28 protein-coding genes are annotated in these 23,466 nt (G+C 38.7%); 2 read left to right on the top strand and 26 right to left on the bottom strand.

The genetic code is table 11. The annotated features are described in order from the left end of the window. Nucleotides 1-15: 15 nt before the first annotated feature. From IGL42_RS05190 to IGL42_RS05090, 21 genes are all read right to left on the bottom strand, one after another. Nucleotides 16-276 (bottom strand): DUF2087 domain-containing protein, encoded by a 261-nt coding sequence (locus tag IGL42_RS05190; protein WP_002360471.1) that lies wholly within the window; start codon nt 274-276, stop codon nt 16-18. 24 nt (nt 277-300) lie between these two features. Continuing rightward, nucleotides 301-642, bottom strand: a complete 342-nt coding sequence (locus IGL42_RS05185; protein ID WP_002361700.1) for a DUF1048 domain-containing protein — start codon at nt 640-642, stop codon at nt 301-303. Between the two features lie 3 nt (nt 643-645). Continuing rightward, a complete protein-coding gene (locus tag IGL42_RS05180; protein ID WP_010710436.1) occupies nt 646-969 on the bottom strand; it encodes a PadR family transcriptional regulator in 324 nt (107 codons plus the stop codon). Nucleotides 970-1,118: 149 nt separating this feature from the next. Then, nucleotides 1,119-1,715 (bottom strand): GNAT family N-acetyltransferase, encoded by a 597-nt coding sequence (locus tag IGL42_RS05175; protein WP_002361699.1) that lies wholly within the window; start codon nt 1,713-1,715, stop codon nt 1,119-1,121. After that, nucleotides 1,715-2,665, bottom strand: a complete 951-nt coding sequence (gene ribF, locus IGL42_RS05170) for a riboflavin biosynthesis protein RibF (RefSeq protein WP_002363808.1) — start codon at nt 2,663-2,665, stop codon at nt 1,715-1,717. The genes IGL42_RS05175 and ribF overlap by 1 nt, the downstream gene beginning before the upstream one ends. Nucleotides 2,666-2,690: 25 nt before the next feature. Then, nucleotides 2,691-3,611 (bottom strand): tRNA pseudouridine(55) synthase TruB, encoded by a 921-nt coding sequence (gene truB / locus IGL42_RS05165; protein WP_002357840.1) that lies wholly within the window; start codon nt 3,609-3,611, stop codon nt 2,691-2,693. 153 nt (nt 3,612-3,764) lie between these two features. Then, complete coding sequence (locus tag IGL42_RS05160) at nt 3,765-4,889, bottom strand: SH3 domain-containing protein (RefSeq protein WP_002410015.1); 1,125 nt, start codon at nt 4,887-4,889, stop codon at nt 3,765-3,767. Nucleotides 4,890-5,007: 118 nt separating this feature from the next. Beyond that, nucleotides 5,008-5,403, bottom strand: a complete 396-nt coding sequence (locus tag IGL42_RS05155) for a phage holin family protein (protein WP_002357842.1) — start codon at nt 5,401-5,403, stop codon at nt 5,008-5,010. A 5-nt stretch (nt 5,404-5,408) separates the two neighbouring features. Beyond that, the gene (locus IGL42_RS05150) at nt 5,409-7,244 is read right to left on the bottom strand and encodes a hypothetical protein (protein ID WP_010710437.1); all 1,836 of its coding nucleotides are present in this window, start codon (nt 7,242-7,244) and stop codon (nt 5,409-5,411) included. Nucleotides 7,245-7,276: 32 nt separating this feature from the next. Further along, nucleotides 7,277-8,734: a phage tail protein gene (locus IGL42_RS05145; RefSeq protein WP_010710438.1), complete on the bottom strand. Its 1,458-nt coding sequence runs from the start codon at nt 8,732-8,734 to the stop codon at nt 7,277-7,279. 12 nt (nt 8,735-8,746) lie between these two features. Further along, nucleotides 8,747-9,673: a distal tail protein Dit gene (locus IGL42_RS05140; protein ID WP_002413346.1), complete on the bottom strand. Its 927-nt coding sequence runs from the start codon at nt 9,671-9,673 to the stop codon at nt 8,747-8,749. Nucleotide 9,674: 1 nt separating this feature from the next. Next, nucleotides 9,675-12,608 carry a phage tail protein gene (locus IGL42_RS05135; protein WP_010710439.1) on the bottom strand — a complete coding sequence of 978 codons (2,934 nt, stop codon included), beginning with the start codon at nt 12,606-12,608 and terminating at the stop codon, nt 9,675-9,677. Next, nucleotides 12,598-12,966, bottom strand: a complete 369-nt coding sequence (locus IGL42_RS05130; RefSeq protein ID WP_002365551.1) for a hypothetical protein — start codon at nt 12,964-12,966, stop codon at nt 12,598-12,600. The genes IGL42_RS05135 and IGL42_RS05130 overlap by 11 nt, the downstream gene beginning before the upstream one ends. 17 nt (nt 12,967-12,983) lie before the next feature. Beyond that, nucleotides 12,984-13,343 (bottom strand): tail assembly chaperone, encoded by a 360-nt coding sequence (locus IGL42_RS05125; protein WP_010710440.1) that lies wholly within the window; start codon nt 13,341-13,343, stop codon nt 12,984-12,986. A gap of 32 nt (nt 13,344-13,375) precedes the next feature. Further along, nucleotides 13,376-13,888, bottom strand: a complete 513-nt coding sequence (locus tag IGL42_RS05120) for a phage major tail protein, TP901-1 family (protein ID WP_002366557.1) — start codon at nt 13,886-13,888, stop codon at nt 13,376-13,378. Between the two features lie 12 nt (nt 13,889-13,900). Beyond that, nucleotides 13,901-14,317, bottom strand: coding sequence for a hypothetical protein (locus IGL42_RS05115; protein ID WP_002395083.1), 417 nt, complete (start codon nt 14,315-14,317; stop codon nt 13,901-13,903). A 220-nt stretch (nt 14,318-14,537) separates the two neighbouring features. After that, nucleotides 14,538-14,945 (bottom strand): RinA family phage transcriptional activator, encoded by a 408-nt coding sequence (locus IGL42_RS05110; protein WP_002360491.1) that lies wholly within the window; start codon nt 14,943-14,945, stop codon nt 14,538-14,540. Nucleotides 14,946-14,964: 19 nt separating this feature from the next. Continuing rightward, nucleotides 14,965-15,357 (bottom strand): hypothetical protein, encoded by a 393-nt coding sequence (locus IGL42_RS05105; protein ID WP_002360492.1) that lies wholly within the window; start codon nt 15,355-15,357, stop codon nt 14,965-14,967. Nucleotides 15,358-15,423: 66 nt separating this feature from the next. Next, on the bottom strand, nt 15,424-16,266 hold the full coding sequence (locus tag IGL42_RS05100; protein WP_002379370.1) for an ATP-binding protein: 843 nt from the start codon (nt 16,264-16,266) through the stop codon (nt 15,424-15,426). A gap of 18 nt (nt 16,267-16,284) precedes the next feature. Next, nucleotides 16,285-17,040: a DnaD domain protein gene (locus tag IGL42_RS05095; protein ID WP_002392532.1), complete on the bottom strand. Its 756-nt coding sequence runs from the start codon at nt 17,038-17,040 to the stop codon at nt 16,285-16,287. Between the two features lie 45 nt (nt 17,041-17,085). Further along, nucleotides 17,086-17,268, bottom strand: coding sequence for a hypothetical protein (locus IGL42_RS05090; protein WP_075551614.1), 183 nt, complete (start codon nt 17,266-17,268; stop codon nt 17,086-17,088). 168 nt (nt 17,269-17,436) lie between these two features. On the opposite strand from IGL42_RS05090, the gene IGL42_RS05085 reads away from it, so the two are divergent. Both IGL42_RS05085 and IGL42_RS05080 read left to right on the top strand, forming a co-directional pair. Continuing rightward, nucleotides 17,437-17,919 (top strand): helix-turn-helix domain-containing protein, encoded by a 483-nt coding sequence (locus IGL42_RS05085; RefSeq protein ID WP_002357856.1) that lies wholly within the window; start codon nt 17,437-17,439, stop codon nt 17,917-17,919. 34 nt (nt 17,920-17,953) lie between these two features. After that, nucleotides 17,954-18,439: a toxin gene (locus tag IGL42_RS05080; protein ID WP_002382232.1), complete on the top strand. Its 486-nt coding sequence runs from the start codon at nt 17,954-17,956 to the stop codon at nt 18,437-18,439. 372 nt (nt 18,440-18,811) lie between these two features. Here the strand turns inward: IGL42_RS05080 and rbfA are convergent, their stop codons facing one another. Genes rbfA through nusA form a run of 5 tightly spaced genes read right to left on the bottom strand, consistent with a single transcriptional unit; the run spans nt 18,812 to nt 23,410 of the window. After that, nucleotides 18,812-19,162, bottom strand: a complete 351-nt coding sequence (gene rbfA / locus IGL42_RS05075; protein WP_002360497.1) for a 30S ribosome-binding factor RbfA — start codon at nt 19,160-19,162, stop codon at nt 18,812-18,814. A 24-nt stretch (nt 19,163-19,186) separates the two neighbouring features. Next, on the bottom strand, nt 19,187-21,583 hold the full coding sequence (gene infB / locus IGL42_RS05070; RefSeq protein WP_002357859.1) for a translation initiation factor IF-2: 2,397 nt from the start codon (nt 21,581-21,583) through the stop codon (nt 19,187-19,189). Between the two features lie 12 nt (nt 21,584-21,595). After that, the gene (locus IGL42_RS05065) at nt 21,596-21,901 is read right to left on the bottom strand and encodes a YlxQ-related RNA-binding protein (RefSeq protein ID WP_002357860.1); all 306 of its coding nucleotides are present in this window, start codon (nt 21,899-21,901) and stop codon (nt 21,596-21,598) included. Next, nucleotides 21,891-22,190, bottom strand: coding sequence for an RNase P modulator RnpM (rnpM, locus tag IGL42_RS05060; RefSeq protein WP_002363794.1), 300 nt, complete (start codon nt 22,188-22,190; stop codon nt 21,891-21,893). The genes IGL42_RS05065 and rnpM overlap by 11 nt, the downstream gene beginning before the upstream one ends. Before the next feature lie 20 nt (nt 22,191-22,210). Beyond that, entirely contained in the window at nt 22,211-23,410 is a 1,200-nt protein-coding gene (gene nusA, locus IGL42_RS05055) for a transcription termination factor NusA (protein WP_002357862.1), read from the bottom strand. Between the last annotated feature and the right edge of the window lie 56 nt (nt 23,411-23,466).

Raw genomic sequence — 23,466 nt, 5'->3', positions numbered from 1 at the left:
TTTAAAAAAAGCCATTTATATAATTTTTGTGTGTTGCTCACATTTCTGATAAATTTTTCCAAACTTATCTCTTTCTAAATACTGATAATCTACTAAATACCGTCTCAAAAGTGCATAATCTTCATAGATTTCTCTAAGTCGCTGATTGACTTCTTTTTCCGTATATTCTTTCCCAAATTCAAATTGGTTGGCCACACGTTGAAACACTTGGACTTTTTTCGCATTTTTCTTGGGAATAACCAGCAACTTTCCTTCTTTAAAAAAATTTTCAACCATGTTCATTCTCCTTTTTTGTTTTGACTATTGTTTAGAAAATTGATGATTCAGTTTTTCTTTCTGTTTATCAGTCCATTTGCCAGCGACTTCATTGACAATTGTTTCAGCAAAATCGCCTACTTTTTCTCCCGTAATATTTTTGATAGGTGTTCCGTTAGCAGCTCCTTCTTCAAACAAATCAAGTAAATCAGTCAACGCATTGAACATATTGGCTCCGCTATGATCTGAAAAATGCCATGCATATTTTTCAATTTCTTGAAATACTTGTCGATACTCTGCTGGTAATGCTGCAATCCGTCGTTTATATTCTTTGTACTCTTTTTTATCCCCCACAACTTTTTTGATCAACGCTTTAAAATCTGACATGCTCTATCCCTCCATTTTTTTCATCTTGTTTACTTGTTTTGAAAACAACGTCCACCGCTGCCAAAAATCAGCGAGTTCTGCTTCTCCTGATGAGGTTAAGCGATAGAACTTCCGCATTGGTCCTTTTTCTGAAGGCTTTTTTTCAGCTATAACCCATTGATTTTTTTCTAAACGCAGTAAAATCGTATAAACGGTTCCTTCAACAATTTCAGTAAACCCTTGGTCATTTAAAATTTTTGTAATTTCATAACCATATGTTTCTTTCCTTTGGATGATGGCTAAAACTAAACCTTCTAAAATGCCTTTTAGCAACTCTGTCTGCTTCACTGCTTTTCCTCCCTAAACTACTCTTTAGTACTATGTACCACTACATAATAATACTGAGTACCGGTTCTGTCAACTACTTTGTAATAAAAAGTAGTAAAGACGCGACAACCACCAGTACTTAACTAGTAGTTGTCGCGTCTTATTATTCTTTATTCATTTATTCCGAGTTCTGCTTCAAAGGCTTCTAATTCTGCAGGGTGTGTTTCTGGATAAGCAAAGCATGTTGAAAAATGCCACTCCCCACCACTTGTGCCAAAATAACCTGGCAGTAATTCCAAAGCCAATAATGCTTCTGATGTTTCTTTTTCCGGTAACGTAATCTGAAAAGTAGTCGCTGGAACAAAACCGAACTTCGTATAGTAAGTTGGATGGCCCAGGATAATCAATCCGCCGATGCCTAATTCTTTGGCCTTCTGAACAGAATGCTTAATTAACGCTGAGCCTACGCCCGTGTTCTGTGCTTCTGGATGGACACTTAGCGGCCCAACGGTCAAAACAGCCTTTTCTGTATGATCAGGTAATCGTAGTTTGGCTTTTGAAGACATAATATGACCCGTTAATTTTCCTTGATCAGTTTCTGAAACTAAGGACAACTCCGGAATAAAGTCGGCACTTTCTCTTAATAAATGCACGATAAAATGCTCTGTGGGACGCCAGTTTTCGGTCAAGTTTAATTCCTTGAACGCTTGATACGTTAAACGCTCTACAGCTTGATACTCTGCAGGTTTTTCTTGACGAATCTTCATTATTTGTCCTCAGATTGTTGGAAATAGTCAGCCGTATCTCGTTCATCTTGTTTTAATTGGTCGATCAAGGCTTCAGCCCCATTGAATTTCACTTGGTCACGTAAATAATGATTCCAACGAACCACCACTTGCTCACCATAGATGTCTTGATGGAAGTCCAAAATATAGACTTCCACGGTTAAATCGCGTCCTTCTCCAAAGGTGTCATTATGACCAATTGAGCCCATGCCGACATACCATTTGCCACCAACTTCGATTTGCACAGCATAGACGCCAATTCTTGGTAAGCGCACGGTGCTTTTCACTTTGACATTAGCGGTCGGGAAACCCAATAAACGGCCACGAGCATCGCCATGGACAACTGTTCCTTCTGTTTCATAAATATATCCTAACAACTCCGTGACCTCCTCCATTTCGCCGGCTTCCATTTTTTCGCGAATTCTTGTTGAGCTAATTTTGGCACCAGTCATTTCTTCTTTTGGTACTGTCACCACTTCAAAACGGCCTTGCGCATAAGTTGGTAACTGTTTGACTCCAGCGATTTCTTTAGGACCATACGTATAATCAAACCCAGAGACTGCCACTGCACTATTTAAATTAACGATATACTGATCGACAAAATCTTGCGGTTTTAATTGAGCAAACGCTGAAGTAAATTCGACAATATATAAAATATCAACGCCCAAGTTGGCCATTAGGCGTTCTTTTTGTTCCAAGCTAGTTAAATATTTCATATTTTCTGGTAAAACTTTTTGAAAAACGATTGATGGGTGTTGGTTGAAGGTCATCACAGCTAACTTCAAGCCTTTTTCCTCTGCAATCTTTTTGCCTGTTTCAATTACTTTTTGGTGGCCTTTGTGAACACCGTCAAAAAAGCCTAGGACCATCACGACTTCTTCATTAGGAATTTGATTGGGTTCATAGGGATGATGTAGTTGAATAACTTGCATGTGCAAAAACTTCCTTCTTTTTTATTTAATTGTTCCGTAGAACTTTACTTGGTTTCAATAATTTATCATGCGTTGGGTGTGGCATGTATAAACTAACCACTTGATTTTGGTAAAATAAGGCAACTAAGGATTCTGGCATTGCCTTTATTCCTAGTTCTTTTTTGTGCAAACGCATGCCATTTTTTACTTTTTGATACAATTCATCTGATAAATCAATTCGTGGGAATTGTTCTACTGCTGTCTCAATAGGCAACAGGCATTGATCAATTGTTTCAGCAGCCATTTGTTTGGCTACTTCTTCTAACGTTAAGCATTGCGCAGCTTGCAAACCGCCACTTGCCGTTCTCGTTAAATCCGACATATGGGCAGGATAGCCTAATTTTTTGCCAGTATCCACGGATAATGTCCGCACATAGGTTCCTTTGCCACAGACCACTTTAAACCGCCAACTTTGTGTTTGAGCAGATTCATTAAAAATTGGTTCACTAGTACGTTCAAATGAATAAATCATAGCTTTTCGTTGGGGCCGTTCAACTTCTTCCCCGTTCCGGGCATATTCATATAAACGTTTACCATTGACTTTCACCGCAGAAAACATCGGTGGTATTTGTGTGATTTCACCTGTCATTTCGGCCATTGCTTGATCAATTTGTTCAGTTGACAGAGGTGTTGTAACTGGTTTTTTTTCAACAATTTCGCCACTAACATCTTCGGTTGTCGTAGCAAATCCAAGTGTAATTTCACCTTCATAGGTTTTGCCAGAATCTACCATGTATTCGATCACTTTCGTTCCTTTGCCAACACAGATGGGTAAGACCCCTTCGACATCTGGATCTAGCGTACCACCATGACCAATTTTTTTGGTATGTAAAATTTTTCTCAATTTAAATACGCAGTCATGACTTGTCATGCCACGTTCTTTCCATAACGGTAAAATGCCGTCCATTATAGTTCCTCCAGTTCCGATAATACTAACTTTGTCATTATAGCATAAAAGTACCTAGCTTCGCAGTCTCCGTTGCTTATTCCCTTTGGCAAAATCTCTGCTAAATGCAAAAAAAGCCACAAACTCTGATAAAAGCAGAGTTTGTGGCTTTTTTTAGCTAGTAAATGATCCCCATGTATTCTGTGCGTTGCCATCGTTTGGTCCGATTGGCAAATAAATTCTCGCGCCTGACGTATCTGTCCCACCAATAAAAACATACCCATCTGCAATATAAAACGCATCGTAATAAAAGCGAGTATTTTTAGGCCAAATACCATAAATGGGTGCTGACAAACTAGGTTGTCCTGCTCTTAAAACAATGCCTTCGTCCACACCAATTAGAAATGATTTCTTCGTTTGCGGGCGCCAAAGTTCAGCAATGTCGCCGTCGTTCACATAACCTAACAAATGTCCGCTATTTTCAATACGGTAAAGGTTTTGTCGGTCGGGTAATTTCGCTGTAATTGTTCCTACTTGTGTCCAAAGTGCCTCTGCTGATAGATGTTCATTGATTAAAGCATCTGGTGTTGGATAGATTGAAGTGAAACGAATTGCTTGTCCTACTTGATATTTTGGCGCATTAGGTTTACCTGGCTGAATAATGACAGTCTCACCTGTTTCAGAAACGCCCGTTTGTAAATCTTGTGCCAACTGCGCTTTACTAATCCCCCAACGCGCTAAATAACCATAAGGATCTGTATGATCTCCCCACCAATTTTTTGTAATCCAATCATGAGTGACTATTCCATAACCTGTTCCATCGTCCAGCGAAAAATCAGCACCAATGTTCTGAGCCAAATCACGGGCCAAATTAACATAGGCAGCATAATCTTTTTTAAATGTCGTCGCATTATTCGTTCGAGCCAATTCGATTTGCGCATAGGCTTTTTGATTAGCTAAAGAACCTGCGCCATATTGAATTTGGCCAGCAGGAGCTAATTGTTTCACTCGTCCACCAGATCCGACAAAATATGAGACATAAGCATTTGACCAATTTCGTTTCATATAGGCCACTTCATTGTCTAAACTGTGTGGTCCTAGGTTCCGCTCGTTTCCTGATTCATGTAAAACAATTAATTCATTGGTTGCAGAGCCGGGAAAATAAGTAAAGTTGATTGGATCCGCTTCGATGGTGTAAGCGCAAGCCGTCATCGGAATCGTTAAACTTAAGCCAATTACTAAAGCAAGTTGAATCATTAATTTTTTAAACATAGCATGCTCCTTTCTTAAAAAAGCCATGAAAAGAAAGTCAAAACAAATTCCCTTCCACGGCTTAAACCCGCAGATAAATGGCGGGACAGAAGTAATTTCTTCGGCAATCAGCCGAAAGTTCTACGTTTGTCCCGACCACTTCTACTTAATCATCTTTATTTTTTAACTGAATAAATAACTCTTTTAACTTTTTCGGCATAGGAATAAAGGTCGCAATGTTTTCAAAAAAAGAAAGTCCTTCGTTCGCAATGTAAAAAATCAGAACCATTTCCCGAATTGGCAAATTGTTCCCCACAACTTTTTCAACACGAACCGCTACGGCAACCACAAATAACATCGTCACTTTTTTCGCAATTCCGAGCATACCAATCCGACTGGACAATTCTTTTGTGGCGATTGCCTTAATCCAACCTGTGATGAAATCGACAATAATTAAAAAGAGGAAGACATCCAACAATTGATCTAATCCACCTAATAAACGTACGACAATCCCACCGAAAATGCTTAAAAGCATTGTTATTGTGTTGAGATAACGTTCCATCTAAATCACCCTATTTTGATTAGCGTAGCAGATTTAATTCCTGTACTGTTTACTTCACCCATATAATTTGTCTCAATTAATGCAGAAAGTTGGTCTCCTTTCTTAAAATTACGTATGACCATTCCAAGTCCATCTTGACGATTTTTCCAGCTGGTACCCCCGAGTCCCCAAAAACGATCTGTTGGACCACCAGCTCGTACACCATTAATAGCAAAATTAAAGTACCAATAGCCATTTACCGTTGTTATAGGCTGTACCCAAAAGTGTACAATTAAAATATACATTCCATCTTCTTCAATAACTAAACGGTTGTTATTTTTATTTAAATTAGCAAGTTTTGCTCGTTCGTCAATGTAAGAAAAATCACTACCAAATCCTACTTCTTTATTATTCATATTTCCAATGACTTTTGTAAAACTACCTTCTGTTCCGTTTATACCTACGAGGTTAAATTTGCCTAGACTAACTAAGGGAAGATTTTTGAATAAAGGAGCTTCGGAAAAATTCTTCACCCCAGCAATCTCTTGATCACCTGTTTGTGTCACAGCTTGACCTTTAATCGCTTCCGCAACGTTTTTCGGGTGCATATATTTACTCGTTAAAGTTCCCGCAACTGCTTCGCTGTCTGATGCGAAGCCATAATTTTCTACATTGCCTAGCCCCACTTGTTCAGCGGTTACTTGGTGCGGATTATCCTGATTTTCCACATGGGTATTGAGTTGCTCCGCTTGAACAAAACCACTCTTCGCTAAAACCGCTTGGGCATCAACAGACAGACCAATATGAAGCCCCACGTAATCAACTTCTAAGCTAGCTGGCGTTACCCCATTCGATGAATCTGTATAGCTCATTAAATAAATGAAACCTTCATCTGTGATAAAATTCTGATCATTAATTTGAATTGAAAAATCGCCGAACTCTTTTGCTGATTCTTGGATTTGAGTTACCCAATTATCCGTAGTTGGTAAATACGCAGCGATTTTAATCGTTTGATTATTGGGCGCAGCGGCTTTCACACGTTGATTAATCGTAAAAAATTGAACGTTCTGGCGAATAAATGCCACCGCCTCGTCAGTTGTGACTGTTTCAAACATTTGTGGAATTAATTTTTTAGCGGCTTCAACGAGATTGAAGGCCGCTAATTGTTGCGGAATCACACCGCTTTGGGTGGAACCTGTTTTCACGCCCTCATCATCACGGCTGGCCATTTTATTGTAGTCCGCTTGGGAAACTTCCTCCCAAACGTCTGTTGGCTTCTTAAGAATTTTTGCCGTAAAATCAGTGGAATAACTGTTTGCATTGGTGGCTGTATTGCCGGCCGTTTTACCGTTAAAGTCTAACTTCATTTTGACAGTAGTTGGCTTAGCCAATAAAGAAATACCGTCTGCTTTTGTCATACGGTCATTCAAATCAATTTGAAGACGATTCGCTAAGGTAGCTTGTTTGATGCCTTGTGTATCTGTACGTGCTTGGACAATTTCTGGATTACTATCACCCGCTTCTGCTACTAATTGATCGAAATCATTTCGTAAAGTATCAAATTCTTGTTTATTATTATTTGCCGTTGAAACTGCATTTCCTGCAATCATGATTGCTGTTTTGGCATTGTTCATCGCTTGGTTGGCTGTTTCATTTGCTTGATTGCCTGCATCGGTGGCAATTTGTACGGCTTCTTTGCCAGCTTCATCTGCTATGTTTTTCGCTTCAGAAATTCCATTCGTTAACTGGACTTGGTAAGCATCTACTTTCTCAGCTGATGCATTCGACTGATCCAAGATTGCATTGATTTTAAGGCGACCTTGATTCAGGGTATCTAATTCTTCAATATGTTCTACTGACATTTCGTCACACTCCTCTAGTTTTCATTATTTTATTAAAACTGGCCACCCAATTGGGATTGAATATACACACGACAGATGACCGAAGCATCCAACCATAGTGGCTGATGAGAGAAAAATTGAAGCGTGTGATTGCCGCGTTCGATTTTTCCATCTGTTGTTTTTCGTAAATAACTCAAAATGTTTAGCCGTTGTTGTTGCAATGATAGTTGGGGTAATTTTTTGCCATCCACTACCAAATCAATATTCGTTACAGAATGCGAAGGTCCTTTAGCAGTTGCCTTGAACGTTAATTCTGCGGTGTTTACATAAAGAATGTCCTCGTCAAAGTATAAATTCAGCTCCAGTGGCTGTGTCTTGCTAAGTTCTCCTTGTACTGAACGATTTAAAAGTGTCGTCGCCCCTTGTGCGTAAGTTTCGCTAATCTCTTGTTTCCGACTGAAAGCTGTCATGGTACTATGAATTGTTTCTTGCAGATTTCCCAACTCTAGCTGAATGTCTTGGGGGGCACCAAAGACATCTTTTTTACTTTCTTTTTTGATACGAAGGTTGACACTCCCAAATTCATTCGTATTAATCATGATAACCGTACCCAACCGCAAACGATCGATTGCCAAAGGTTGATCTGTTAATTTAATTAAATCAGCTGCAGTCACTACCCAAGAAACTTGTGGTTTGGTCCATTCTTCTAACATTCGCAAAGCATTTTCCTTTAATGCCTTGGGATCAGAAAAACGCTGTTCCACCCAAATTGACTCCAATAAACCATAGCGGTCAATTGCGGCCTTGTTCTCTAAATACGGAACCCCTTGATTGACCGAGCGAATATTGACTTTGTTAACACCTTCGCCTGAACCTAATGGATAAATCCGATTGATTAGCATCTTGGGATTACGTTCTATTTCAAATCCTTGCATGTTGTAACCTTCTTGAATTCGCGCAACTGGTTCTGTTGGCGGTTTGACTAATGAAAGTTCAAAAGGATAGACCTCTGTATTCCATTGCCAAAGATATTCCTCTTCGAAATCGGCTGGGATGCTAAATAAAGGCTCAACTAACCCATTTTCATTTTCCCATTTATAGGTTAATTTCCTTGAAAAATCACATTTTTTCAGGACCCAATGCTTTGTTTTTTGTTTATTCAATAGAAATTGAATGGCCTCTTTCGTTGTTTTGTTTTTAATTTCGTGACAACCAAAAAGGACAGTATCGCCTAAGGTACATAGTGCTTCTGTGGCAGAGTAGTGAATTTGATTATTGTTCGCATCTTTCTTAATTGTGGTTGGCATCACGCGATATAAACCAATATATTCATTCTCATTGTCGGTCAGTTCCACCCATTGCATTTCTGCAATAAATTCATTTTTAGGATCATCTAGCGGCATGGTAAAATCTAAACTGCCAATTTTGTTCTCTATTTTTTCATAACTGACTTGATAGGCATTATCCAAGATTGCCGTATATGTTCTTTTCAAATCCAGCGCCATTAACATTTAATCACCCTCCTACACAAATCGGTTAGGATAGCGAATCGTCAAGCGGAAGTCGCTATCTTTGGCTTGAATATACAGCGGTTCATTGGGATATAGATGAAAATCGTTCATTGGTCGAATCATCGGTGCACCATTTTTTGTCAGATAAAAATTTTCAGTATCAATGATAATTTCCGAACGATCAAAGTCTCCTAAGTTAATTGTATCGTTCCGTGTTTTAATCCAAACACCACGTCCGGTTCCTGTTAAAATAATGGTCGGTTTGACTTTTAATCCTTCAACCGTAGGATAAATTTCAATTGGCCGAACTTCTTTGCCTAAATCCCCCATCGTGTAAGCCCGATTTTGAAAGGTAATCATGGTTGATCCCCAATAAGCCCCGCCTTCAATTAAAATTGGAAAATCAACTGCACCTGAGCCTGTATTCCCCATTAAGTAATTCGCTTGAAATGTAATGGTTGGCGAACCCCACATCACACTAGTCGCATCACTCCGTGTGTATTTATACGGATCAGAAAGCAATAAAGTAAAGGTGCCTGTTACTTGGTTAACACCTTCGGGTACATCACTCACTGAAGACTTACTGCCAAACCACAGCATTTCCGGTTCATCGTTAAACCAAATAGAAACGTCTTTTTCCGTAAACAAAGCAACGTTTAAATGATTAAATGCATCTCGAAATGCTTCATTATTCACAGCTGAAAGGCGATATTTGACTGTTAATTCTCGTTCTGGAATTCGCGCATAAACGTGACGTTTACCATCACGAATCCCTAATTGATAGCTTTCAATTTCGCTTGGAACTAATTCTCGTCCTGAAACTGATAATGTTTGATAGCCAGGGATGACTTTTTCTAAAAATTGGCCGTTAAAATTCAACGCTTCTGAAGGAAGAGGCGTTGAATGAGTTGCTTGATTGGTATCAACAAATTTATACATGTTATCCTCTCCTTCCTAAGCGGTTATTTTGTTTCACTTGTTGTCGTTGTAACTCTGTTGCTAAATAAGGCGCCGTAGTTGCTGCGACAACTTTTCCATCTAACGTTGACTCTACTGTCACAAATAATGGTCGATTGTATGCATCATTTTCTAAACGATGGTCAATCGTTGCCGTGAAGTTTCCTCGACCAGCTAAGTCCAAGGCAAAATCATTTAACAGCGGTAAATCTAAAATAGAAGCCATTGCTCTACTAACGGCTGTTTCGCCTGCATAAATCCCCGTGGCAATCGTGCCGCCGAAATTCAATTTATGCAAATCAGATAAGGGACCTTCTTTTGCTGGTGAAAATGGTAAAAAGTTACGAATTTTACTGACGACCCCATCGATTGCTTCTTTGGCTTTTCCAATTGCGCCTGTAATTCCATCAGCAATCATGCCGACAATATTCGCACCAGCATCGGTAAATTTTGAAAACCAACCTTGGATTGCTTGCCAAGCACCTTCAATTACAGAACCAATGGCATTTTTTACCTGATCGGCTGCATTGGTAACCCCATTTTTGATATTTTCAACTAACTGTCCGCCCGAAGCTAACAGTTGACCAAAATAAGAACCAATCTTCGTGATCATTTGTGAGATTAATGTTCCTGCTGCGGACAGCAAGGTACCCAATAGACTGAGTACACCATTAATTAAGGCTTGAATCAGTTGAATCCCAGCACTTAACAACTGTGGCAACGCATTGATTAACGCACCCATTAAAGCGGTAATTAGCGTAATTGCTGCAGTAACCAGTTGCGGTAAAATTGAAATAATCCCTTGGATCAAAGCCATTAGCAATTTGACGCCTGCGCTGATGATTTGTGGCAAGGCACCAATTAAGGCATTTACCAATGTCAAAATTAAGGTAATAGCTGCCGCAACTAAGGTTGGTAAAATCGAAATAATTCCTTGAATTAACGCCATTAACAATTTGACACCTGCGCTGATAATCTGTGGTAAGGCACCTACCAACGCAGTCACTAACGCTAGAATAATCGTCAGCGCTGATTGAATTAACTGAGGTAAAATCGTCATAATCCCAGTGATTAATGCCATCAAAATTTGTAAACCAGCAGTCAAAATCAACGGTAACATCGTAACAAATGCATTGACTAAGGCCGTGATAATTGAAACACCTGCTGTAACTAGCATTGGTAACGCTGTGACAAAAGCTGTCACTAATGTAGTGATGATATTAATCGCTGCAGTTGTAATTGTTGGCAAGGCGGTGACAATCGCATTAACTAAAGTCATTAATAAGCTCAAACCAACTTCTATCAACATTGGTAAGACTGTTGTAATCCCCTGAATCAACGTAGTAATAATTTGTGTTGCCGCTTCAATTAAGACTGGCAAATTGGCAACGATCGCACCAACAATTAACGTAATTAAACTAGATAACGCGGTTACGATGCTTGGAATAGCTTCTGTTATTTTCCCGAGAATACTGGTTAAGACGGTTGTAAAAAGTTGTATAACTTTCGGTAGATTAGCTGCCAGCATTGTTGTAACCGATGTAATCGTGTTACCTAAATTATCAAAGACTTGGGTAATACCACCCGCACTCAAATCACCGGTTTTCATCCAGGCCGTCACGAATGAAACAATCAAGGAAATAATTAGACCAAACGGCCCAGAAATTCCTAATGCAGCCAGTGCAACCTTTGTCAGAACTTTTACCAAAAGACCAACCGCTAAACCAGCTTTGTCAAAGGTGCCACCAAATTGCCCTAATAAGTTACTACCTAATTGCAAACCGCTGGCAAAAACGCCTGCTAGCACACGACCAATTGTTGAAAAAATAGTCGCCATTTTCTCTAAGCCTACTGCAAAAAATTGTTTAAAAACTGCCATTACTTGCTGAAAGGCCGGCTGGATCTGTTGTAGCAATCCTACCAATTTGCCAAACGCCGCTGAAACAGCTCCTTGAATGGCACTAGCTAAGCTATTGATACTATTTCTAAATGTTTCATTGGTTTTATAGAAATAAATAAACGCTGCTACCGCTGCTAAAACGGCTGCTACAATTAAAATTAATGGTCCTCCACCTAAGGCACTAAAACTAGCACTTAGTTTTGATAAGCCACCACCTAACTTCCCAATGTTTCCTTGTACAAGAGCCAAACCAGCACTAAACTGTTGAAATTTTTGCTGAGCCATCGTTACCATAATCAACATGGGGCCAATGGCGGCTAAAATGCCCATAATGGCAACAATAAAAACTTGGACGGGTTTTGGTAATTTGATAAATAAATTCACCAAAGCTGTAATGCCTTTGACGACTGTGATAACCACTTGAACCAAAATTTCCATTCCTGGAGCCATCACGCTTTGAATCACTTGTGCTGCCGCTTCAAATGATTGATTCATCTGAGTCAATGCCCCTTGCAACTCGCCCTGCAATGAATCAGAAATCCCTCCTGCACTAGCCATAATCAGTCCTTGCATTCCTTGAAATTCGCCACTGACCCCAGCACCGACGCCCATAGCTGTTTTTAAAACGTTCAGCATAGGTAAGGAAACGGCACTAGTCATGGCCGTCCCAAAGCTCAGCATATTATTTTGTGCATTAGTAAAGCCATCAGAGGTTTCTTTCCCCGCTTTTTTAGCTGCTTCACCGGCTTGTTCAGCAGAATCTGTTAACGCTGTGTTCATTTGATCTGCTGCCTTTGCTGTTTCGTCTCCTGTTTTTTTCACTGTTTCTCCAGATTGTTGCATGACGGTTTTAAATGTGTTCATGACCGTGGCTGACTGATTGACACCCGCACTAATTTTCCCTAAATATCCACTTAATAAGGCATACTCACCGCTCATACTTTTTAATGCTTGTTGGACGCCTGCAAGGCTTTTCTTTGCCTCCGACAACGGCGTTTTTTCTTTGTCATTCTCCATCTACTCTCCTCCCTTCTCGATAGCGGCGTAGACGCTCTGCCACAGTGGCAAGTTGCGTTTTTTTCCGCTCATTTAATTTCGTTCGTTGTGGCTGGTTAGCTGCCAGAACTTCAGCAACTCGTTTTTCATAATCATAAAAACTTTTAAAGCTTTCAAAAACGGGTTTTCCTTTTTTGTTCGTCGCTTGCGCTTTAACATTTAAGTAGGCAAGCTCGTGCCTTTTCCGCTCTTCATCTACTTCTGCTAAATTAAAAGCAATCATTCGTAATTCAAATTCAGACATGGTCATCCGATCCACTTCTTCAAATGAATGACAGCCTAAGTAGCGAAAAGCAGAAAGAGCGATGTCGTGATACACGTCATCGCTCGTTTTAATTAGTTGGTCGCTTGCGCTTCTGCTTTCTTCGCTTCTTTGCTGAACTGATCGATCATTGGTTTTGTAAGAGGTTGCTTTCCCATTTCTTTAAGCAAATCATCTGAAAGTTTTTTGACATCTTGGGTCATTAACCATGCTTCAATTTCCGACTTACCTATTTTTAATTGCCCACTTTGTAAAGCTTCAATGATGTCAACTAAGATTACTGGATTGTATTGGCGTAAATAAATCATTGCTGAACTGATGCCCATGCCGAATTTGGCAGCGCCATTTTCAATTTGGTAACGTTTATCTAATTCACGAATCGCGCCAATCGTAAATTTCACTTCAATTGTTTTTCCGTTAATCTCTAAATTCATTTTTTATCCTCCTAAAATTCAACACTTTTTGATTATGCGCCAGGTTGTGGTGCTTTCTCTGGAACGGTATCTTGGAACGCATATTGTGCTTCCGCAATAATATCTGCTTCTACTGTTGCAAAACCATCTTGTGGTTTGCCATTAATAGAGGCTTCTGTTTCGATTTCTACTAATTCTTCTACATTGGCTGGTAAACTCCATGAATTTACATAACCTTGGGCATAAATTGCTGGATATTTACCTTCCGCATTTTTTTCACCTTTTAAATCAACATCCCAAAATTCCATTAAGATGCCATCTTCAACTGCGTCTTTCATGTATAAATTTTCATCATCTCGAGAGGCTAAACCGCTTAACGATAACGTAACTTCTAAACCAGAAACAGCATTCGCAACGCCATCTTTTGTTTGCGTACCGCTCGATTCACGTGAGAATTCCCATTCATGTTCAATTTGAAATAAGGGTTTCATTGCTTTCTTTGTCGCTGCTTCATCCAAGCGACGAACTAATAAAATACGGTCTTTTCCTTGCATAACTTCTCCCATTGATAATTCCTCCTAGTAAAATTGCATGTGTAATGGTAGTACAGCATGCCAAATTGTTTTTTTCATTTGTTTGGTATCTTTTACCATTTGTGCTTTGACTTCTTGATGTTTGATACCCCAATTAAAATGAGCCGTTCGTTTTAAGTTACTGGTTGCCTGCCGTAAAATCGTTCCTTTAATTGTAGAAATTTGTTGTCGTTCAGATAACGCACCATAAACATGCATTACTAATTCAATTTCTCCCAAAATAGCTGATTTAGTTGGCTTAGGTAATTCTTTACTATCACCTAAGTAAACAAATGGCTGATCTGGTAAATCTGTCGGCAGTTCCTCTAGCAACAAAAATCCTGACGTCTGGCAGATTGCAACAAGGGCTTCATATAACTCTTGTTCCGCTTCATTCATTTTTAGCGCCACCTTTCCATTCAAAAAATTCAGGATTGGTTAACAAATTGGCTCTCTTCTAGTCAAAATGAAGGATTTTGAAAGTAGCCGGCATTTTCTGCTCCTTCATAGCTGACACAAGAAAGCAGTCAAAATTATAGAATTACGTGTCTTCATTTTTTGGTTGCCTCACGTTTATCTATCTCTTTCGACACTATTAATTTACCATGTTGACACCTGAAAAAATTCCACGCTTTTTCCATGTTTACATCCCTAGTTCATCCGCCACCGCTTCAAAGAAATGATTTCTTAATTTATAGGCTTGGCTTTTACTAATAAATAATTGCTGGGCAAGTCCAATTAATGTTAAAGAGGGCCGTTTTTTCATATATAGTTCTTCAATAATCACCCGCGTTTGTTCATCCGCTTCAGCTAAACAATTTTTGATAATGTCTCGATTTCTCTCTAAGTTCCACAGACGACGATCCATAGCTATCGTAATCGCCATTCGTTCGGTCACTACAGAGTGAAGTCCTTGTCCTCTAATACCAGCATTTAAATCTGCTTCTTGATAAGGGTGCCGTAATTCTTCTTCCCGTTGACGGATATACTCATCTGTTTTATAAAAGTCTGCTAAAATATCTTTGATATAATTAAATGTTGACGTACGCATTGGTTAATCTCCTTTACTTTTATTCATTTAAAAGTGTTAATCGATAAATAAAATAACACTCTTTCGACATGTCTAAGCCGTGACGAATCGCTTCATCTGAATAACCGAGCCAAATTAAATAGAGATACTCGCTTTTTGTAAACGATGCGGCCTTGATGGATTGGATGGGTCTTGATTGATCCATCGACCAATTACCGATTGCTTGTCCTAATTCTTGAATTTCCTGCATAATAAGTTTATTTTTTTGACTTGCCCAATCGGGATATTGATTCATTAGTTGTAAGAGTCGTTTTCTTTTTTGTGCTTTTTCGCTTTGTTGCTTTGAAATATCTTTAAATACAACGCTTTTCATTTCAAATAAATCTTTTTTACGTTTTGTTAAATTACTCATGTTTACGGCCTTCTCTTTCACCAATTAGATAACCTAACATTAGTGTCATTGTCCAAAAGATAAACCCAATAATAATTGTTAACATATTTATTTCACACTCCTCATTCGTTTGTCTGTTGTGTCTTTATATTGGAAAACATAGCCACTGGCGTGCTTCATTAGACGAGAAATAATGCGTGTTCCATAGGCCTCCACCAGTTGTTTTCCAGAAAAATTAGTAGTAAAAATAGTTGCTTTATTCTGTCTAGCTTCTAAAATTCGGTTTAAGATATCATTATTAAAATCCGTACTAACTTTATTTTTAATTCCTAATTCAGCACCTAAATCATCTAAGACCAAAACGTCTGCTTTTTTCATTCTAGTAATATACGCTTGAGCCTTTGCTTGGCTTTTGGCCGATTCATTCATGGACATTTTTAGTTTTTCTAATAACTCAGAGTAGCTGACAAATAAACAATACTTTTGATATGCAGAGCGTTCTAAGACTTCAACTAAAATACTGATAGCCAAATGACTTTTACCGACACCAGGTTTCCCTGAAAAAATAACGTGGATTGGCTTTCCTTCAACAATCGCTGAAACTGCTGCTAAGGCCCGTTCTTTTGCTTGTCTTGTTTCTAATTCAGTGGTTTGGTAATTGGTTAAACGACATTGCCGTAGCGCATCATCAGCAATTAAGGACCCTTGATGAAAAAATTTTTGTGTACGTGCCATAAAACTCTCTTGAGAACGTTGTTGATTGGCTTGTTGTTCATGTTTTTTTAGCATTTTATACCCACACGACCAACAAGTTGGGGCACAACGTTCTGTGCCATCTTTATTTTTTTGTTGCCAAACATATTGTTCACTGCCACATTCAGGACAACGGTCTTCAACTTTTTCTAACAATTGACTCAATAGTATTTGAAAAGTTTGATCTGTCGCATGCATACTGATTTCCTCCTTTCTTTAAAAACCTAACTCTTGATATTCTTCTGTCATTTGCGGCGCATGCTCCGACACTTGTTTTTTATCATTTACCAGAACTTCATGTACGGATAAATAATTTTGTTGCTCCCAACTTTTCAAAATAGCATTTACATAGCCATAATTCCGTTTATTTCGATCGATGGCAATTCCTAAAGCATGCAAGATTAATTGGCATGCTTCCTCTTGGCTAGCCCCTTTTTGCATAAAATCTTGCAACCAATACTTAAAATCTTGGCTTGTTTTTGAGGCCAGTGTACCAAAGCCGTTTTCCTCATAAAAATGATAAATCATCTTTAAACAATCGTTTTCTGAACTACTACCTTGACTCTGACCTAACTTAGACTGGACTATGCTTTCCTGTGGTAACCGTTGGTAGTCAGCTGGTTGACCACTGACAGACGATTCTGCTTTAAACGTATAAGCTTTGCTATTTTTTTCAACAATCTGATTTTTCTCTTCTTGATACAAGGTTGGTTTGTAACGATCACTGCGAATATAATTATGAATTTTCCAATGTTTGATAACGATCACACCGCTTTCAAATACTAGAATAAATTTTTTAACCATTAGCAATTTTAGATCGTCTTCCCCACAACCGACCATTCGCTGCAATTTTTTGGGATTATTGATAAATCCATCATCATCGGCACGCATCGCTAAATGAAAATACAGGGCCTGACTTGATAAGGGCATATCTAAAAACGCATCACTATCAATAATCGTTTTTGCAAACATGCGTCGTTCTGCCAATCCGCTTCTCTCCTTTTGACTAAATTATTGTTATTCTGTTAGTAATTCCATGAGGCCAATCATACCAATCACGATGGCTCCAATTTTTATTGAGACACTGCTTATTAATAAAATAATTGCTAAAAGTAACATATCCGACAACGTTTTTTTATAATTCCGACTCATTTCTTCACCCTTTCTACAAAAATACGGTTTTCCGAACGAAGTGTTCAAAAAAATAGTTCAGTTAACCGAACATTCGAATGGCTCTATCTTAGCATCAAATATTTTCACTGTCAACTCATAAGTTCGGTTTTATGAACCGCTAATTTTAATTGCGATTGTTACTTGCCTTCTCTAAACAGGTATAGTATACTTTGAGGCAATAGGAGGTTCGGAAATATGAACATTTTTGCTATCCGTTTAAAAGAAGCTTTAACAGCCAAGAACATCAAACCTAGTGAATTAGCGAAAAAAACTGGCATCGGTAAATCTTCGATCAGCGATTGGCTAGCTGGTCGTTACGAAGCAAAACAAGACAAAGTTTATCGCATTGCAGATGCATTAGACATTAATGAGGCCTGGTTGATGGGACAAGAAGTTCCCATGGAAAAAAATGCCTCAACTATCGACCGCATTTATAAAAAATTAGAGCCCCAACGACAAGCCATCGTTTATCAATTTGCCGAACAACAATTACACGAACAACAAACGCAAGCAGAAATTCTCTCATTCCCTCGCCGTGACGAAATGACACTGGCTGCCCACGCTGGGGATCCAGAAAAGATATTTTCAAAAGAAGAAATCGAGAAAATTCACGATTACTTGGATGAAATTGATGCCAAATATCAACAATCGATTTCTTCTGACAAAAAAGAGGATTAACTTCCCATCTACTCTTTTTATTAAGTAATGGCAGGTGAATGGTAAAGTGAATGATTATGAAAAACTCGTCAGTTCCATTCAAAAGGATGTGACGGTTTTAGAAATTGATTTATACAATCAAACAGGTTGTTATGGGTTGTATCGAAATGGCAAAATTTATATTGAAAAAACATTGAGTACCCGTCAAAAGAAGAACATTTTAGCCGAGGAATACGGGCATTATCAAACATCCGTTGGCACTATTTTAAATCAAAATTGTACAGAAAATCGGAAGCAAGAGTTGAAAGCTCGCAATGTGGCCTTAGAGCAATTAGTTACATTAGACGATTTAATTCGTTGCTCTGAAGCTGGCTTAAGTAACCATTATTCTTGTGCTGAATTTTTGGAAATCGATGTTGAAACATTAAAAAATGTGATTACGTACTATCGACAAAAGTATGGCGCCACTTATCTTTATAAAGGACGGATTTTTGAATTTAGGGATTATTCTGTGATGGTATTAAATACTGGGTTAACTTAAAAAGCATGGAACAAAATCAATAAGGATTTTGTTCCATGCTTAAAAGTATTCTGGAAAATTCAAGAGCGGTTTTTGTACCAATGGTTAATATGTCCGACGCCAAGCATAAGATTTGGGACAAGTATGAGGACGAATATAAATGACGGCCAAAATCCGATGAACTGAATAATATGTTCCCGCATACTATGTAGTACAAAGAAGAAAAGAAAAAAGTACAGGGAACTCTTGCCTGAACCCATTTCTTTTAAATAACGATCTCCATTTTTATAGAAAGCAACAATTCTTTTCATCTTTGCACCTCCATGACTATTTTATCAAGAAATCATGAAAAGAAAAAGCACACCATTCGTCTGGTGTGCTTTTTCTTTTTAATTATTCACCTTGATTCAACTTACGAATCAACTCATCAATGTGATTTCCGTATTGGACAGATTCGTCTCTTTCAAAAATCAACTCTGGTGTTTTATACAAGGTTAACCGTTGTCCTAATTCTTTACGAATCAGTCCTTTGGCTTTGTCTAAGCCTTGTTGAGCTTTTTGTTGTTCGGAAGCTAAATCAGATAACAAGCTGTAATAAATCGTTGCTTGTTGTAAATCACCGGTCACACGAACATCTGTAATAGTGATGCCTTGGACGCGTGGATCTCTGATGCGTTTGTTCAAGATATCATTCACTTCACGCATGATTTCTTGACCTACACGACGGTCACGATAATTTGCCATAGTGTCTTCCTCCAATTACTAAAATTATTGTTTGATTTCTTCCATAATGAAGCCTTCAATCGCATCATCTACACGTAAATCATTGAAGTTTTCAATCATAGCGCCACATTCAAAACCAAGTTTGACTTCTTTCACGTCATCTTTAAAGCGTTTCAAGCTTGCTAATTTACCTTCATAAATAACAATACCATCACGAATGACACGCACGCCACTATCGCGGCGAATAAAGCCTTCTGTAACATAACAGCCAGCGATTGTGCCAACTTTAGATACTTTGTACAATTCACGAACCGTCATTTGACCCGTAATTTTTTCTTCAAATTCTGGATCTAATAACCCTTTCATCGCTGTTTCGATTTCTTCTAGGGCTTTATAGATAATACGGTGTAAACGAATATCAACTTCTTCTTGTTCTGCTTGTTGTTTCGCTTGTGGTGTTGGGCGAACGTTAAAGCCGATAATAATCGCATTACTTGCTGCGGCTAAAGTTACGTCGCTTTCATTGATGGCCCCAACTGCCGCGTGAACAATTTTCACACGAACGCCTTCTACATCAATTTTTTGTAAACTTGCTGAAACGGCTTCGGCAGATCCTTGTACGTCTGCTTTGACAATGATATTAACTTCTTTTAATTCGCCTTCTTTTAGGCTTTCAAATAAGTTATCCAATGTCACACGGCTACTTGCTGAACGTTGTTCAAGCAACGCACGTTTAGCCCGTTCTTCCCCTGCTTGACGTGCTGTTTTTTCATCTTCAAAGACCACAAAACGATCACCCGCTTGAGGAACATCATTTAATCCGGTAATTTCTACAGGAGTTGCGGGTCCTGCTTCTTTATCACGGCGGCCCATGTCATTGGTCATCACACGAACACGTCCGTAAGTATTACCAACAACGATTGGATCACCAACATGTAAAGTTCCTTGTTGAACGAGTAATGTCGCAACCGGACCTTTACCTTTATCTAAGCGCGCTTCAATCACTGTTCCAATTGCTTTTTGCGTTGGATCAGCTTTTAAGTCTTCTACTTCAGCAATCAATAAAATATTTTCCAATAGCTCATCAATGTTTTGATTGAATTTCGCTGAAATATTGACGAAAATCGTATCTCCACCCCATTCTTCAGGAATTAATTCATGTTCACTTAATTCTTGTTTCACATGATCAGGATTTGCACCAGGCTTATCAATTTTGTTAACTGCTACAATAATCGGCACTTTTGCCGCTTTCGCATGGTTAATCGCCTCGATTGTTTGTGGCATTACTCCATCGTCCGCTGCAACAACTAAGATGGTAATATCAGTGATGCTGGCACCACGTGCGCGCATACTTGTAAAGGCCGCATGTCCTGGTGTATCTAAGAACGTAATTGGTTTGCCATCAATATCTAACTGATAGGCACCAATATGCTGCGTGATACCGCCCGCTTCACCTGAAGTCACACGAGAATGGCGCAATGTATCTAATAATGTCGTTTTCCCGTGGTCTACGTGTCCCATGATTGTGACAACAGGGGGACGTGTAGTTAAGTTTTCTTCAACAACTGCTTCCGGTTCGAAGAATTTATCAATGTCCGCAATATCAACTTGGACTTTTTCTTGCGGTTCCATGCCATAGTCCACAGCTAATAATTCAATTGTATCTTTATCTAAGGCTTGGTTTTGGTTAACCATGACACCCATCATAAATAATTTTTTGATGATTTCCGCTGGTTCGCGGTGGATTTTTTTCGCAATATCTGCCACGTTCATACCTTCTGTATATTCTAAAACATCTGGTAATTCACGGAATTTACGTGCTGGTACTGCTGGCTTCGCTGATTCTTGTTGATGTTTGCCTTTTTTCCCTTTTTTGTTGAAACGATTGCGGTTTTGGTTATTAAAGTTATTCCGGTTATTACGATTTTGACCGCCACCAAAATTGTTGTTACGGTTTTGGCCGCCACGGTTTTGGTTGTTCCCGCCATTGTTATTTTGGCTGGTCCGATTTTGATTCGTTGTAGAACCGTTATTGTTTTGGGTATTGCGGTTTTGATTGTTTGTATTTGTTTGATTGCTACGGTTTTGTGTGTTGCTTTGGCCGTGACGATTTTGGTTGTTGTTGTTTCTTTGTTGTCCATTCGTTGATTGATTGTTTGGACGATTTTGGTTATTTCTTTGTTCACCAGGTTTATTGTTCATTGGTTTCTTATTGGCTGGTTTATTTTGTGTTGTTTGTTGCTTTTGGTTGTTTGTTGCTTTTGATTGAGTATTTACGGTACTTCCTCCTCCGAATGCTTGACGAAGCTTTGTTTCTTGCTCGGAACTAATTGCGCCCATATGGTTTTTAACATCCATACCTAATTGATGCGCTTTATCGACAACGTCTTTGCTTGCTTTATTCATTTCTTTTGCTAGTTCATAAATTCTTTTTTTTCCCATGCAATCACCTTCCTAACCTTTTAGTAATTCCTTGATTTTGGTGGCAAATCCTGCATCAGTTACTCCGATAACCATTCGTGGTCGCCCAATCGCTTGGCTGAGCTCGAATTGACTGAACAGTTCGCTAACAGGAACATTATAATAAGAACTTTTGTCCTTGATTTTCTTTCTAGTATTCTCACTGGCATCTTGCGCAACAAACACAAATTTCGCTTTGTTTGCACGAATATCTTTAAGGGTTAATTCCTCGCCTGTGACTAATTTACCGGCGCGCATTGCTAAACCTAAAAGGTTCAAAATTTTGGTTTTATTTTCCATCGCCAAACAACTCTTTGCGGGCTTTTTGGTGCGTTACATAATCCAATAGTTCTTGATAAAATTCATCACTTAATTTTGTTTCTAAGACACGATCAAGAATTTTTTTATCCCAAGCTTTTTGGACTTCCGCAGGATCCAAATCAACGTAAGCGCCACGTCCTGGTAATTTACCAGTTGGATCTAAGGCCACTTCGCCTTCTTTGGAGCGAGTAATTCTGACTAATTCTTTTTTCGGTTTCATTTCGCCTGAAACAACCGATTTACGCATTGGAATTTTTCTCTTTTTCATTTTTTCACCCTCCAAAAACGTTATTCTTGTTCAGGTAATTCTTCTGTAATTTCTGCTTCAACAACTGCTTCTTCAGCAGCCAAGTTTTCGTAATCATCTGCCGTCATATCTGAATGGATAATTGCTTCATCCATTTCTTCTGCCACTTCGGCAACTTCTTGATTGGCTTGTTGTTCATAAAATTCAGCCATATCAGATTCTGATTTGATATCAATTTTATGGCCCGTTAATTTAGCAGCTAAGCGCGCATTTTGACCACGTTTACCAATAGCTAATGACAATTGATAATCAGGTACAACAACTGTACATGCTTTGCTATTTTCTGGATCAAAAATAACATCTAATACTTGAGCTGGATTCAAGGCATTACTAATATAAATAGCTGGATCTTCGTTCCATTCCACAATATCCATATTTTCGCCTTTTAATTCATTCACAATCGCTTGGACACGTTGGCCTTTTGGACCGACACAGGTACCCACTGGATCAATATTAGGATCTGTTGAACGAACGGCTACTTTTGAACGATCGCCAGCTTCACGAGCGACACTTACGATTTCAACAATTCCATCATAAACTTCTGGAATTTCTTGTTCAAAAAGACGTTTTAGTAAATCTGGATGACTACGGCTTACAAAAACTTGTGGGCCTTTTGATGTGTTTTCAACACGTGATACGTAAACTTTAATCCGATCATGCGGTTGGTAAAATTCATTTGGCATTTGATCTTGTTTTGATAAGACTGCTTCGATTTTACCTAAGTTTACATAGATATAACGACGATCTTGACGTTCAACAATTCCTTGCATGATGTCATTTTCGTATTCGCTAAATTCATTATAAATAATTGTTCTTTCTGCTTCACGGACACGTTGTAAAATTACTTGCTTTGCTGTTTGGGCAGCAATGCGGCCAAAGTCTTTTGGCGTAACTTCAAAACGAATTTTGTCGCCGATTTCATATGCACCATTTAATGCAACCGCATCTTTTAATGAAACTTCCAGTTGTGAATCAAATACTTCTTCTGTTACTTCTTTGACAGCATACACGTGAATATTGCCTTTTTTTGGTTCAAATTCAACTTCGACGTTGCTTGCTTGTCCATAATGTCTTTTATATGCAGAAACTAAAGCTGCTTGTAACGCTTCAATCACCGTATCTTTAGGAATCCCTTTTTCAGCTTCTAATACGTCTAATGCATTTAACATTTCTTTGCTCATTGTTTTTCTTTTCCTCCTATGGATTCGTTAAAGCTGAACGAGTGGTTCTTCTTCCA

Origin of the sequence: Enterococcus sp. DIV0712, from assembly GCF_050554855.1 — a bacterium.
GTDB lineage: Bacteria > Bacillota > Bacilli > Lactobacillales > Enterococcaceae > Enterococcus > Enterococcus faecalis.
This window is presented reverse-complemented; position numbering and strand designations above follow the sequence as displayed.

Coding starts and splice junctions, on each gene's coding strand:
- IGL42_RS05190 (WP_002360471.1), bottom strand. CDS start 276: ATGGTTGAAAATTTTTTTAAAGAAGGAAAGTTGCTGGTTATTCCCAAG.
- IGL42_RS05185 (WP_002361700.1), bottom strand. CDS start 642: ATGTCAGATTTTAAAGCGTTGATCAAAAAAGTTGTGGGGGATAAAAAA.
- IGL42_RS05175 (WP_002361699.1), bottom strand. CDS start 1,715: ATGAAGATTCGTCAAGAAAAACCTGCAGAGTATCAAGCTGTAGAGCGT.
- ribF (WP_002363808.1), bottom strand. CDS start 2,665: ATGCAAGTTATTCAACTACATCATCCCTATGAACCCAATCAAATTCCT.
- truB (WP_002357840.1), bottom strand. CDS start 3,611: ATGGACGGCATTTTACCGTTATGGAAAGAACGTGGCATGACAAGTCAT.
- IGL42_RS05160 (WP_002410015.1), bottom strand. CDS start 4,889: ATGGCTTTTTTAAGAAAGGAGCATGCTATGTTTAAAAAATTAATGATT.
- IGL42_RS05155 (WP_002357842.1), bottom strand. CDS start 5,403: ATGGAACGTTATCTCAACACAATAACAATGCTTTTAAGCATTTTCGGT.
- IGL42_RS05150 (WP_010710437.1), bottom strand. CDS start 7,244: ATGTCAGTAGAACATATTGAAGAATTAGATACCCTGAATCAAGGTCGC.
- IGL42_RS05145 (WP_010710438.1), bottom strand. CDS start 8,734: ATGTTAATGGCGCTGGATTTGAAAAGAACATATACGGCAATCTTGGAT.
- IGL42_RS05140 (WP_002413346.1), bottom strand. CDS start 9,673: ATGTATAAATTTGTTGATACCAATCAAGCAACTCATTCAACGCCTCTT.
- IGL42_RS05135 (WP_010710439.1), bottom strand. CDS start 12,608: ATGGAGAATGACAAAGAAAAAACGCCGTTGTCGGAGGCAAAGAAAAGC.
- IGL42_RS05125 (WP_010710440.1), bottom strand. CDS start 13,343: ATGAATTTAGAGATTAACGGAAAAACAATTGAAGTGAAATTTACGATT.
- IGL42_RS05120 (WP_002366557.1), bottom strand. CDS start 13,888: ATGGGAGAAGTTATGCAAGGAAAAGACCGTATTTTATTAGTTCGTCGC.
- IGL42_RS05110 (WP_002360491.1), bottom strand. CDS start 14,945: ATGCGTACGTCAACATTTAATTATATCAAAGATATTTTAGCAGACTTT.
- IGL42_RS05100 (WP_002379370.1), bottom strand. CDS start 16,266: ATGCATGCGACAGATCAAACTTTTCAAATACTATTGAGTCAATTGTTA.
- IGL42_RS05095 (WP_002392532.1), bottom strand. CDS start 17,040: ATGTTTGCAAAAACGATTATTGATAGTGATGCGTTTTTAGATATGCCC.
- IGL42_RS05085 (WP_002357856.1), top strand. CDS start 17,437: ATGAACATTTTTGCTATCCGTTTAAAAGAAGCTTTAACAGCCAAGAAC.
- rbfA (WP_002360497.1), bottom strand. CDS start 19,162: ATGGCAAATTATCGTGACCGTCGTGTAGGTCAAGAAATCATGCGTGAA.
- infB (WP_002357859.1), bottom strand. CDS start 21,583: ATGGGAAAAAAAAGAATTTATGAACTAGCAAAAGAAATGAATAAAGCA.
- IGL42_RS05065 (WP_002357860.1), bottom strand. CDS start 21,901: ATGGAAAATAAAACCAAAATTTTGAACCTTTTAGGTTTAGCAATGCGC.
- rnpM (WP_002363794.1), bottom strand. CDS start 22,190: ATGAAAAAGAGAAAAATTCCAATGCGTAAATCGGTTGTTTCAGGCGAA.
- nusA (WP_002357862.1), bottom strand. CDS start 23,410: ATGAGCAAAGAAATGTTAAATGCATTAGACGTATTAGAAGCTGAAAAA.